Annotated in this window: 8 protein-coding genes, 1 tRNA gene, 1 rRNA gene and 1 other annotated feature; of the genes, 7 read left to right on the forward strand and 3 right to left on the reverse strand. The window is 42.8% G+C overall.

Annotated features, from left to right (window positions below):
- Positions 1–10: 10 nt before the first annotated feature.
- Positions 11–1,132 (forward strand): bifunctional chorismate mutase/prephenate dehydrogenase, encoded by a 1,122-nt coding sequence (gene tyrA / locus QS795_RS04200; protein WP_286270851.1) that lies wholly within the window; start codon positions 11–13, stop codon positions 1,130–1,132.
- A gap of 338 nt (positions 1,133–1,470) precedes the next feature.
- Positions 1,471–3,027, forward strand: coding sequence for a methyl-accepting chemotaxis protein (locus QS795_RS04205; protein ID WP_318626937.1), 1,557 nt, complete (start codon positions 1,471–1,473; stop codon positions 3,025–3,027).
- A 73-nt stretch (positions 3,028–3,100) separates the two neighbouring features.
- Here the strand turns inward: QS795_RS04205 and pheA are convergent, their stop codons facing one another.
- From pheA to bamD, 3 genes are all read right to left on the reverse strand, one after another.
- Entirely contained in the window at positions 3,101–4,273 is a 1,173-nt protein-coding gene (gene pheA / locus QS795_RS04210; protein ID WP_286270847.1) for a bifunctional chorismate mutase/prephenate dehydratase, read from the reverse strand.
- Between the two features lie 25 nt (positions 4,274–4,298).
- Positions 4,299–4,418 (reverse strand) — a sequence feature (Phe leader region).
- Positions 4,419–4,587: 169 nt separating this feature from the next.
- Entirely contained in the window at positions 4,588–4,917 is a 330-nt protein-coding gene (raiA, locus tag QS795_RS04215) for a ribosome-associated translation inhibitor RaiA (protein ID WP_154628191.1), read from the reverse strand.
- Between the two features lie 384 nt (positions 4,918–5,301).
- Positions 5,302–6,030: an outer membrane protein assembly factor BamD gene (gene bamD, locus QS795_RS04220; protein WP_154604595.1), complete on the reverse strand. Its 729-nt coding sequence runs from the start codon at positions 6,028–6,030 to the stop codon at positions 5,302–5,304.
- Positions 6,031–6,167: 137 nt separating this feature from the next.
- Between bamD and rluD the strand changes: the two genes are divergently transcribed.
- The 5 genes from rluD (at position 6,168) to QS795_RS04245 (ending at position 12,816) form a co-directional block, all read left to right on the forward strand.
- On the forward strand, positions 6,168–7,145 hold the full coding sequence (rluD, locus tag QS795_RS04225; RefSeq protein WP_154604589.1) for a 23S rRNA pseudouridine(1911/1915/1917) synthase RluD: 978 nt from the start codon (positions 6,168–6,170) through the stop codon (positions 7,143–7,145).
- Positions 7,145–7,879, forward strand: a complete 735-nt coding sequence (gene yfiH / locus QS795_RS04230) for a purine nucleoside phosphorylase YfiH (RefSeq protein WP_286270841.1) — start codon at positions 7,145–7,147, stop codon at positions 7,877–7,879. The genes rluD and yfiH overlap by 1 nt, the downstream gene beginning before the upstream one ends.
- Before the next feature lie 125 nt (positions 7,880–8,004).
- Positions 8,005–10,578, forward strand: a complete 2,574-nt coding sequence (gene clpB, locus QS795_RS04235; RefSeq protein ID WP_286270840.1) for an ATP-dependent chaperone ClpB — start codon at positions 8,005–8,007, stop codon at positions 10,576–10,578.
- Positions 10,579–11,133: 555 nt separating this feature from the next.
- Positions 11,134–12,674 (forward strand): 16S ribosomal RNA (locus QS795_RS04240).
- 65 nt (positions 12,675–12,739) lie between these two features.
- Positions 12,740–12,816: transfer RNA gene (locus QS795_RS04245), tRNA-Ile, on the forward strand.
- Positions 12,817–12,864: the final 48 nt, after the last annotated feature.

The following is a 12,864-nucleotide window of genomic DNA, read 5'->3' on the forward strand; positions in this document are numbered from 1 at the left end:
AGGGATTGGTATGTCTGCTGAATTATCCCATTTACGGGAACAGATTGATGAAGTTGATAAGTCATTATTAGATTTGTTAGCCAAACGGCTGCAGCTAGTGGCTGAAGTCGGCGAAGTCAAAAGCCAACATGGATTACCTATTTACGTGCCTGAGCGTGAATCCAGCATGTTGGCAGCTCGCCGAGCAGAAGCGGAGCGAATGGGGATCCCGCCTGATCTGATTGAAGATATTCTTCGACGGATCATGCGTGAGTCTTATGCGCGCGAAAATGACAAAGGATTTAAAACACTGAACCCTACCGCTGGCCCAATTGTGATCGTCGGTGGGAATGGAAAAATGGGGCGGTTATTTCACCGTCTACTTTCCCTGTCTGGTTATCAGGTTAAATTGCTGGGTGAGCAGGATTGGGATAATGCGGCTTCGATAGTCTCTGGTGCAAGCGTGGTGATGGTTAGTGTACCTATCCACCTTACTGTTGATGTCATTAAACGTTTGCCTACTTTAGATCCAGAAACAATTTTAGTGGATATTGCTTCTGTGAAGCAAAAGCCACTTGAGGCTATGCTGTCAGTGCATCAAGGCCCTGTATTAGGATTACATCCGATGTTTGGTCCTGATATTGGCAGTGTTGCCAAGCAAGTTTTTGCATTCTGTGATGGGCGAAAAGCGGAATCTTACCAGTGGTTGCTGGAGCAGTTACAGGTTTGGGGCGCGCGCTTGAAAGCGATTAAGCCTGAAGAACACGATCGTAATATGAGTTTTATTCAGGCGTTACGCCACTTTACGACGTTTACTTATGGGCAAAATTTAGCAAAAGAGCAGGTTGATCTACAGCAGCTGTTGGATCTCTCTTCCCCAATTTATCGTCTTGAATTGGCAATGGTAGGGCGTTTGTTTGCACAAGATCCACAATTGTATGCAGATATCATCATGTCTTCGGACGAAAATGTTGAATTGATCCGCCGTTATTACCAGCTTTTGGGGCAATCCATTGAAATGCTGGAGCGCAAAGATAAAGCCGAATTTATTCGACACTTTGAGCAAGTCAGTCAGTGGTTTGGTGAAGATGCACATCATTTCATGAAAGAAAGCCAGTCTCTATTACAACGGGCGAACGATAACCGTAAATAGTTTCTTTAGCCATTACTCGATAAATCGATGAAAAAGGGTAATGGCTATCTTTATGCTAAAAGTGCTAAACGCATTTCTATTATTAATATTTATAATAAATAAGTAATTGTACTTATTTATTATAAATATTAATAATAAATAAGTAATTGTACTTATTTCCGTGGTTTATCCTAAATTTACAATTGAGCTTCTTCCTTGGGTGGGCTTATCCACTAATTAATTAGAAATTAATCAATTTATAATATCGATATTTATAAATTAAACGATTTATCTAATAAAGATCCCTTATCTTTGACCGATAACACTAATCATTAAATGATGATAAGTGTGGTAAACCTATGTCTTTTAAGCACCTCAAAATTAGTTTGAAATTAACTATCGCGTTTGGCGTTTTCATCACGCTAATTGTTTTAAGTTCCCTGTTTTCATTAGTGAATATGAATCGTGCAAATGAAAGCATTCAGAACGTCATTTTTAAAAGTTATCCAATAACCGCTAATGCAAACTCGGTGATGGATAACTTTTATTCTTATATTGGTATCCAAGAATTGATTTTATTGGATGACCGAGGGAGTGAAAAACGCAAGGAAGAGCTGGTTAAAATTAGCCAAAACATTTCTGATCTGCTGGATGAGTTAGACCGAAGCATAACCGATAGCCGTTCTCGTGAAGTGCTTGATAATATCCAAGAGGTGAGAGCTAAATTTATTAGTGCTCAGCAACAGATGACGGAGTTTATGAATCAGGGAAATCGCCAAGCTGCGATTGAAATGATGATGACAAAAACATCAGCCATTCAGCGGGAATATCGTGAGCAAGTCCAAAACTTGATTGCTATTCAAAACATGTTGATGCAAGAAACGGGTTATCAGGTGGAAGATGACTATAAAGCAAATCGTGTTTTATTAGCATTTTTATCAATCATTAGCATTGTAGTGGGCTGCGTTATGGGGTGGTACATCACGCGTATTATCACTAAACCTTTAGATCAAGCGGTTGATTTTGCTAAATCGATTGCCAGTGGTGATTTGACCCAAAATATTCAAGTACAATCTAAAGATGAAACTGGGATCTTACTTGAATCACTCAGTGAAATGAAAGGGCATCTACTTGAGATTGTCCAAGAGGTTCAAAATGGGTCTGAGAGTATTTCTGCGGCAGCAGGACAAATTGTCGCGGGTAATCAGAACTTAGCGGCTAGAACGGAAGAGCAAGCGGCTTCTGTTGAGCAAACGGCAAGTTCGATGGAGCAAATTACGTCCACGGTACAGAACACCACTGAACATACCCATGAAGCGACAATGTTGGCTGACAATACCGCTGTAACGGTCAAAAACAATGGTCAGATGATGGTTCAGCTAACCGATAAAATGCGCGCAATTAATGGTTCGTCTCAAAAAATGACGGATATCATTAACCTAATCGACTCTATTGCCTTCCAAACGAATATCTTAGCCTTGAACGCGTCCGTTGAAGCGGCAAGGGCGGGAGAACATGGCCGTGGGTTTGCGGTAGTGGCGGGTGAAGTGAGATTACTAGCACAAAAAAGCGCTGCATCGGCCAGTGATATTCGTTCGTTAATCGAAAACTCCTCTTCACAAACCCAAGAAGGGATGGAGTTGGTTGAACAAGCTAGCCAGCAGATCCACGGTATGGTCACCAGTGTTGAAGAGATGAATGCGTTATTGCGTGAAATTGGTCAAGCTAGCAGGGAGCAGAGTGATGGTATTTCACAAATTAACAGCGCCGTGGGGCAATTGGATTTAACAACACAACAAAATGCGGGGCTGGTAGAAGAGTCGGTCGTGGCGGCGGATTCATTAAACGACCAAGCTTACCATCTTCAAAACTTAGTTAATTACTTTAAACTCAGTGCGACAATACAAAAATCGTGATTGACAGAAATCATAATTAAGAAAAATAACACAGGCTAATAACCTGTGTTATTTTTTTGAGCCAAAATTAAAACTAAGGCGCCATTTTTTCTGGTTCTACGGGAACGATATTTTCAGACGGGTAGCAGCCAAGAATTTTAATTGAGCGGGTGATCTCCGCTAATTCTCTCAGTGCTTGTTGCATATTATCTGAACGCAAGTTAGCGTGAACATCCACATAAAACATCTCTTCCCACGGCTTACCATTAATTGGGCGAGATTCTAATTTACTCATCACTATCTTATTATTTTTTAAGATAATTAAAGCATCTACTAATGCACCAGCTTGTTGACCGGTTGTAATTAGTAATGTGGTTTTTGCTGGAACTTGTTCAGTTACTTCAATTGCACGTGGAGCCACAACAATAAAGCGAGTCATATTAATTTGCTGATTCGCTAAGTTATGCTCCAAAACAGTTAAGCCATACAATGCACCGCCAGCCTCACTGCCTAATGCAGCTACATTAGGGGAATTATGTTCTGCCACTTTTTGCATTGCTGTAGATGTGCTGTCGCAATATTCAATTTTCCAATGAGGGAATTGAGATAAATATTGGCTACATTGTTGGAATGGCTGAGGGTGGCTATAAACCGTATCAATCTTGCTTAATTCACTGCCTGGCGTGGTCAACAAGCAATGGTTAATCGGTAAACGAATTTCACCGACAATGGATAATGATGTATTTTGCAGTAAATCGTAAACATCATTAATTGCCCCTGAGCTGGTATTCTCAATAGGTAAAATACCGTAATCTGCTTGACCACTTTCAACGAGTGAAAAGATATCTTGGAATTTATGGCAGCTGCATTCAACCAGTTGATCAAAATGACGAGCTGAATATTGACGTGCGGCAACATGGGAATAAGAACCTTTCGGCCCTAAAAATGCAAATCTTGCGGTATCGCTTGGTGTCAGGTTTAAATGTTTTTGCAGGATAGCTTGTTGAGTCAGAACAGAATCCTCAATGATCATCTGAAACAAGCGTGTAATATAAAAACCATCAAGACCCAGAGGCGTGCCTTTATTAATTAATACATCGAGTAATTGGCGTTCACGCTCTTTATCACGGATTGGGCGGTTATCATCGATTTTGGTTTCCGCAACTTCAATTGCATAGCCTCGACGTTTTGCAAGAAGCCCAAGGAGTTCACTGTCTAACTGGCTAATTTTCTCACGTACTTTCAGTAAATTAGTGCTATTTTCCATTCTGCGACCCTATCAAACATCAGTGAATAAAAAAGCCCCCTAGGTAGGGGGCTTTAAAATATTGTCTTCTTTTTTTTCTCGAACGACAAAAGCCCCTTAATGTGAGTGGCTAAAGAAGAAAAAGAAAACAGTATTTAGTTTCATGGGAAATCCTTTCGAGTGAAGTTATTCAAATAGACATGATAGTGAACGAGAAGTCAACAAAAAAACAGCGCACAACGTAAAAACGCGCCCATGATGAGCGCGTTTGGAAGGTTTCAAGATAAGTGGATTGATAATATAAAAATATAACGTAACTACTTAAACGTAACTGATTACAACGTTTCTAGATTCGCTTCTTTTACACTACTAGTTGCCCTTCTTGATTCTCCTTTATGTTGCACTTTGTTTAACTGTCTTTCGAGTTTGTTGATAAGGTCATTTATTGCAACGTACATATCTTCATGCTTAGCACTTGCTACCAACTGTCCGGTAGCGGTTTTTATGTTGGCATCAACCATAAAACCTTGAGGCTCTTTTGATAGCACCACATGGGGGCTAATCAGGGAAACTTGCCATTTATCGAGTTTTGCTAGACGGCTTTCAATGTGTTCACGAATTGCGGGTGTGATGTCCATTTGTTTGCTAGTAATGTTAACTATCATATAGTTACCTCTCATTGTTTCCGTCTTTGATGAATTCAGAATACCGATATCCAAGAATAAAAAAATGATCTAGATCACACTTAAATTATGGGGGAGAGGGTACCCACTTGAAGTGTGATTTTGGCTAAAAAAGGCAGGTAAAAGGATTGCCAAAATAACTATATTGAGGGAGACTGGGAAAGTTGGCTATCGACCCGGTAAATAGCCGGTACTTTTTTTGGGTAAAATTTTAGGCTATGAATTTTAAAAGAAAAAGTTCAAAACTATCTCTCACTCGTATTTATCTTTAAACCCGCAGTATTTCAAATCACGATTAAAACTACCAAAAAAAACAGCAGCCGAAGCTGCCGTTCTTAATTTCATTCGATAGTGTTAAAAAGCAATTTATTGGTTTGCTGCAATAATGCTGCCGACTTTATTTGCTTCTTTGTCTAAGCCCATCTCTTTATACGCAATTTCCATATATCCAAGCGCTTGACGCGTTGCTTCTGTATCTGGATAGTCACGTAACATTTGTTGGACACGATTAACAACCGCGACATAGGCCCCACGTTTGTTGTAATATTCAACGACAGAGAGATCAAATTTTGCCAAACGATCTTTTAAGTAAACTAAACGCTTACTTGCATCGTTGGAATATGGGCTGTTCGGATAGTAACGAACTAGCTGGCTCAAGTCTTTGAACGCAACCAATGCGTGTTGTGGGTCTCTGTCAGAGCGATCGATACCAAAGAAACCTTGTAACATGCTGTCATCTAACGCCATTGCCGTTAAGCCACGCATGTAAAGTACGTAGTCAATATTTGGATGAGTTGGGTTTAAACGCATGAAACGGTCAATCGAAGCTATCGCCATTGGTAGCTCAGCTGATTTATAATAGGCGTAAATCAGGTCTAACTGTACTTGCTGAGCATACGGACCAAACGGGTAGCGGTTATCCAACGCTTCAAACTGTTTAATTGCCGCGCTATAGTTACCGTCCTGTAATTTTTGCTGACCTGTACTATAAATCTCAGCTGGGGAACTATCGGGGCTGACTTCGTTATTGCTGGAGCATCCGGCGAGAGCCAGGCTCAACGTGGCAGCTGCCACCAGATATTTCATACGTATCATCACGTGTTGGTTATCCTCTGACTGTATCGAGGGAGTCTATCCGTAAGGCTCCCGGCAAAATTCGAGTTACAATAGCATACATTTTAAATGAAACGGCAGCGCCGTCAAAACACAAACACCAAAAAGTAGATTAATTTATGGCTCAACAAGTACAATTAAGTGCAACTATCGCTGAATCACAGCTTGGTCAACGTTTAGATCAAGCTTTGGCTGAATTGTTCCCCGATTATTCACGTTCTCGAATAAAAGAATGGATTTTAGACGATAGAGTGCAGGTTAACGGCAAAGTTATCAATAAGGCAAAAGAAAAAGTTTTAGGTGGTGAACAAATTTCCATCGATGCCTTAATTGAAGAAGATTCCCGTTGGGAACCTCAAGATATTCCACTTGACGTTGTTTATGAAGATGAAGATATCCTAATTATTAATAAACCGCGTGATTTAGTTGTTCATCCAGGGGCTGGCAACCCGGACGGAACCATTTTAAACGCATTATTATATCGCTATCCTGAAATCGCGGATGTACCAAGAGCGGGTATTGTTCACCGTTTAGACAAAGACACAACTGGGCTGATGGTTGTCGCTAAAACGGTTCCAGCACAAACTCACTTAGTGGAAGCGTTGCAACGTCGTGAAATTACGCGTGAATATGAAGCGGTCGCCGTTGGTCGTATGACTGCGGGTGGTATGGTGGAAGAGCCAATTTCTCGCCATCCAACCAAAAGAACGCACATGGCAGTGCATCCAATGGGCAAACCTGCGGTGACTCACTATCGTGTAATGGAACATTTCCGTGCACATACGCGCTTACGTTTACGCTTAGAAACTGGCAGAACGCACCAAATCCGTGTTCATATGGCGCATATCAACCATCCATTAATTGGCGACCCATTATACGGTGGTCGACCACGTCCACTGAAAGGAGCAACAGAAGAGTTCCTCGAAGTGATGCGTAGTTTTGATAGACAAGCGCTGCACGCAACAATGCTGCGTCTTTATCACCCAATTACCGGCATTCAAATGGAATGGCATGCGCCATTACCTGATGATATGGTGAAATTGATTGAAGCACTGAAAGCTGACACTGAACTTCATAAAGACGATATGGACTGGTAATGAATACGTTGATTTTCCCTGATTGGCCGCAGCCTAAAAATATTTCAACATGCAGTACAACTCGTGCTGGTGGAGTGAGCCTTCCACCTTTTGATAGCCTAAATTTAGGTGACCATGTTGAGGATTTGCCTGAGGCAGTCAGTGAAAATCGTCATCGTCTTGAAAAGCTTGCTCAATTGCCACAGCAACCTGTGTGGCTTGAGCAAGTACATGGTACTCATGTTCTGCATTTAACGGGAAGCGAGATTAAAAATCGCCAAGCGGATGCGGTGTATACCAATCAAGTCGGTCAAGTATGTACCATCATGACGGCGGATTGCTTGCCAGTATTGTTTTGCAGCCGCGATGGTAAAGAAGTAGCAGCCGCTCATGCTGGGTGGCGAGGTCTCTGCAATGGCGTATTGGAAAATACGCTAGCGGCATTTAATGCACAACCAAGTGACATTATGGCGTGGATGGGACCCGCTATTGGTCCTGAGAGATTTGAAGTTGGTGTAGAAGTTAAACAAGCATTTACTCATCAATCAGCCGATCTTGCGGATGCGTTTACACCTCACAATGACAAATTTCTGGCAAACATCTATTTACTTGCACGTAAAAAGCTACAAGCAGCGGGCGTTTCCGCCATTTATGGCGGTGAATTTTGTACAGTAAGTGATGAAAACAGATTTTTTTCCTACCGACGCGAGGGACGAACAGGAAGAATGGCATCCCTTATATGGATAAATAACTAGTTCATGGAATAATATTCCAAATTAACAAATATTGAAAAAATAATCCCACCTAAAACTTGAATATTTAAAAACAGACCGCATCTTATCTCCAGTAGCAAATTTAATCATATTCTATTGGAGGTGTTATGCGTCTGGATCGTTTAACTAATAAATTCCAGCAAGCTCTCGCTGACGCCCAGTCATTAGCCCTTGGGCGCGAAAATCAGTTTATTGAACCAATTCATTTACTCAGTGCTTTGTTTAATCAAGAAAGTGGCACCGTGCGTCCATTATTGACGACGCTCGGCGTGAACGCAGTTGCGTTCGAAAACAAAATTGAAGATGCATTGGCTCGGCTCCCTCAAGTACAAGGTGTTGCTGGGGATGTACAACCATCAAGTGACTTAATGCGTCATTTGAACTTATGTGACCAGCTTGCTCAGAAAAATGGGGATGACTTTATCTCCTCAGAACTATTTCTGCTCGCTGCTTTAGAAGCCAATACAACCCTCGCTGATATGTTAAAAGCAGCAGGTGTTAATAAAGACAATTTGAAAAAGGCAATAGAACAGATGCGTGGTGGCGAAAAAGTGAATGACCAAAGCGCTGAAGACCAGCGCCAAGCTTTGAAAAAATTTACTGTTGATTTAACCGAACGTGCAGAACAAGGGAAATTAGACCCTGTGATTGGTCGTGATGAAGAAATTCGTCGTACCATCCAAGTATTACAACGTCGTACTAAAAATAACCCAGTATTAATTGGTGAACCTGGTGTAGGTAAAACGGCGATTGTTGAAGGACTTGCACAGCGTATTGTCAATGGTGAAGTCCCTGAAGGATTGAAAAACAAACGTGTATTATCACTGGATATGGGCGCACTGATTGCAGGGGCGAAATATCGTGGTGAATTTGAAGAGCGCTTGAAAGGTGTTCTGAATGACCTTGCTAAACAAGAAGGTAACGTCATTCTGTTTATCGATGAATTGCATACTATGGTAGGTGCGGGTAAAGCCGACGGTGCGATGGATGCCGGTAACATGTTAAAACCTGCACTGGCTCGTGGTGAACTGCACTGTGTGGGGGCAACAACTCTTGATGAATATCGTCAATATATAGAGAAAGACCCTGCGTTAGAGCGTCGTTTCCAAAAAGTATATGTTGCAGAACCATCAGTTGAAGACACCATCGCTATCTTGCGTGGTTTGAAAGAGCGTTATGAGTTGCACCATCATGTGCAAATTACTGACCCTGCAATTGTTGCGGCTGCTACATTATCGCACCGTTACATTACTGACCGTATGCTGCCAGACAAAGCTATCGACTTAATCGATGAAGCGGGCGCTAGCTTACGTATGCAGATGGATTCAAAACCAGAATCTTTAGATAGGCTGGAAAGACGTATTATCCAATTAAAACTGGAACAACAGGCACTGAAAAAAGAGTCTGATGATGCCAGTAAAAAACGTCTGGAAATGTTAGAAGAAGAGCTGGCGGAAAAAGAGCGTGAATATTCTGCATTAGAAGAAGAGTGGAAAGCAGAGAAAGCATCATTAACTGGCACTCAACACATTAAAGCTGAATTAGAAAATACGCGTATTGAGATGGAGAAAGCGCGTCGTAATGGCGATTTAGCAAAAATGTCTGAGTTGCAGTATGGACGTATTCCTGAATTAGAAAAACAGTTAGAAGCAGCGACGAAAGCAGAAGGTAAAAGCATGAAGCTTTTACGTAATAAAGTCACTGATGTCGAAATCGCAGAAATTCTGGCTCGTTGGACAGGTATTCCAGTATCAAGAATGCTTGAAAGCGAAAGAGAAAAACTGTTACGAATGGAACAACAACTGCACCAACGTGTGATTGGTCAAGATGAAGCGGTTGTGGCTGTGTCGAATGCTATCCGTCGTAGTCGCGCAGGGTTGTCAGATCCAAACCGCCCAATTGGTTCGTTTATGTTCTTAGGCCCTACTGGGGTAGGTAAAACTGAATTATGTAAGGCACTGGCAAACTTTATGTTTGATAGTGACGACGCCATGGTTCGTATCGATATGTCCGAGTTTATGGAGAAACACTCTGTATCTCGTTTAGTCGGTGCACCTCCAGGATATGTGGGCTATGAAGAAGGCGGTTATTTAACTGAAGCGGTAAGACGCCGTCCATATTCAGTTATTTTGCTGGACGAAGTTGAAAAAGCGCACCCAGATGTATTTAACATCTTGTTGCAAGTATTAGATGACGGTCGTTTAACTGATGGACAAGGTAGAACGGTAGATTTCCGTAATACTGTAATTATCATGACGTCAAACTTAGGTTCCGATCTTATCCAAGAACGTTTTGGCATGATCGGTTATTCAGAAATGAAAGATATGGTGATGGAAGTTGTCGCTCATAACTTCAGACCTGAATTTATTAACCGTATTGATGAAGTCGTGGTATTCCATCCATTAGGTAAAGAGCAAATTACGAATATTGCGAATATTCAATTAGCTCGTTTATATAAACGTTTGGAAGAACATGGTTATGAAGTCATTGCAACAGCGGCTGCATTAGAGAAAATTGGTGAAGCTGGTTTCGACCCAATCTTTGGTGCTCGTCCGTTGAAACGTGCGATTCAGCAAGAGATTGAAAACCCTCTGGCACAAGAGATTCTGTCAGGCAGATTAATCCCAGGTAAACCAATTACTCTGGATGTTGAAAACGATGAAATCGTAGCGAAGCAGTAAGTAAGCGCTCGGTTATTATCGAAAAGTAAGTTAAAAGGCGACCCTAAGGTCGCCTTTTTCATGACTATAATGGCAAAATGAATACAAAAATGGCGTTTTTTGTTGAAAAAATACACGTGAAGTATAAAGGGTAATCAGTTGGAAATTATTTTTCAAAAAACACTTGCAGGATTTCTGCGACTCCCTATAATGCGCATCCACTGACCGGGAACAAGCCAACGCAAAGCGCGATGGACACTGAACCGGCAGCGAGAGAATCTGAAAAGATTAAGCAAAAAAATGCTTGACTCTCACTGAGGAAAGCGTAATATACGCCACCTCGCGACAACGACCTAAGTTGATAAAAACTGAGTCGAATTTCTTAAGAAATGTCGCACCGCTCTTTAACAATTTATCAGACAATCTGTGTGGGCACTCACAGGACACTATCAAAAAAATATTTGATTTTAAGTCTTGAAGAGTGACTAACACGTTAATTCATATATATGAACTAATAGGTAATTTGGTTTCTTCGGAAATCAAACGACAGTAACATTCTTTGAGCATCAAGCTTTTTAATTGAAGAGTTTGATCATGGCTCAGATTGAACGCTGGCGGCAGGCCTAACACATGCAAGTCGAGCGGTAACAGGGGAAGCTTGCTTCTCGCTGACGAGCGGCGGACGGGTGAGTAATGTATGGGGATCTGCCCGATAGAGGGGGATAACTACTGGAAACGGTAGCTAATACCGCATAATCTCTTAGGAGCAAAGCAGGGGAACTTCGGTCCTTGCGCTATCGGATGAACCCATATGGGATTAGCTAGTTGGTGAGGTAATGGCTCACCAAGGCGACGATCCCTAGCTGGTCTGAGAGGATGATCAGCCACACTGGGACTGAGACACGGCCCAGACTCCTACGGGAGGCAGCAGTGGGGAATATTGCACAATGGGCGCAAGCCTGATGCAGCCATGCCGCGTGTATGAAGAAGGCCTTAGGGTTGTAAAGTACTTTCAGTTGGGAGGAAGGCGTTGATGCTAATATCATCAACGATTGACGTTACCAACAGAAGAAGCACCGGCTAACTCCGTGCCAGCAGCCGCGGTAATACGGAGGGTGCAAGCGTTAATCGGAATTACTGGGCGTAAAGCGCACGCAGGCGGTTGATTAAGTTAGATGTGAAATCCCCGGGCTTAACCTGGGAATGGCATCTAAGACTGGTCAGCTAGAGTCTTGTAGAGGGGGGTAGAATTCCATGTGTAGCGGTGAAATGCGTAGAGATGTGGAGGAATACCGGTGGCGAAGGCGGCCCCCTGGACAAAGACTGACGCTCAGGTGCGAAAGCGTGGGGAGCAAACAGGATTAGATACCCTGGTAGTCCACGCTGTAAACGATGTCGATTTGGAGGTTGTTCCCTTGAGGAGTGGCTTCCGGAGCTAACGCGTTAAATCGACCGCCTGGGGAGTACGGCCGCAAGGTTAAAACTCAAATGAATTGACGGGGGCCCGCACAAGCGGTGGAGCATGTGGTTTAATTCGATGCAACGCGAAGAACCTTACCTACTCTTGACATCCAGAGAATTTAGCAGAGATGCTTTAGTGCCTTCGGGAACTCTGAGACAGGTGCTGCATGGCTGTCGTCAGCTCGTGTTGTGAAATGTTGGGTTAAGTCCCGCAACGAGCGCAACCCTTATCCTTTGTTGCCAGCACGTGATGGTGGGAACTCAAAGGAGACTGCCGGTGATAAACCGGAGGAAGGTGGGGATGACGTCAAGTCATCATGGCCCTTACGAGTAGGGCTACACACGTGCTACAATGGCGTATACAAAGAGAAGCGACCTCGCGAGAGCAAGCGGAACTCATAAAGTACGTCGTAGTCCGGATTGGAGTCTGCAACTCGACTCCATGAAGTCGGAATCGCTAGTAATCGTAGATCAGAATGCTACGGTGAATACGTTCCCGGGCCTTGTACACACCGCCCGTCACACCATGGGAGTGGGTTGCAAAAGAAGTAGGTAGCTTAACCTTCGGGAGGGCGCTTACCACTTTGTGATTCATGACTGGGGTGAAGTCGTAACAAGGTAACCGTAGGGGAACCTGCGGTTGGATCACCTCCTTACCATTGAAGTGTACTTGTGAAGTGCTCACACAGATTGTCTGATGAAATAGAGTAACGGTATCGATAGGCTTGTAGCTCAGGTGGTTAGAGCGCACCCCTGATAAGGGTGAGGTCGGTGGTTCAAGTCCACTCAGGCCTACCAAAATCGAATTGATGCTTCGTTATAACTCAGCTCGTTTACCTGACGTAA

Source organism: Providencia zhijiangensis, from assembly GCF_030315915.2.
Lineage (GTDB): Bacteria > Pseudomonadota > Gammaproteobacteria > Enterobacterales > Enterobacteriaceae > Providencia > Providencia zhijiangensis.

What these genes read in the sequence shown, in the direction of transcription:
- tyrA (WP_286270851.1), top strand. Translation starts at nt 11, where the DNA reads ATGTCTGCTGAATTATCCCATTTACGGGAACAGATTGATGAAGTTGAT.
- QS795_RS04205 (WP_318626937.1), top strand. Translation starts at nt 1,471, where the DNA reads ATGTCTTTTAAGCACCTCAAAATTAGTTTGAAATTAACTATCGCGTTT.
- pheA (WP_286270847.1), bottom strand. Translation starts at nt 4,273, where the DNA reads ATGGAAAATAGCACTAATTTACTGAAAGTACGTGAGAAAATTAGCCAG.
- raiA (WP_154628191.1), bottom strand. Translation starts at nt 4,917, where the DNA reads ATGATAGTTAACATTACTAGCAAACAAATGGACATCACACCCGCAATT.
- bamD (WP_154604595.1), bottom strand. Translation starts at nt 6,030, where the DNA reads ATGATACGTATGAAATATCTGGTGGCAGCTGCCACGTTGAGCCTGGCT.
- rluD (WP_154604589.1), top strand. Translation starts at nt 6,168, where the DNA reads ATGGCTCAACAAGTACAATTAAGTGCAACTATCGCTGAATCACAGCTT.
- yfiH (WP_286270841.1), top strand. Translation starts at nt 7,145, where the DNA reads ATGAATACGTTGATTTTCCCTGATTGGCCGCAGCCTAAAAATATTTCA.
- clpB (WP_286270840.1), top strand. Translation starts at nt 8,005, where the DNA reads ATGCGTCTGGATCGTTTAACTAATAAATTCCAGCAAGCTCTCGCTGAC.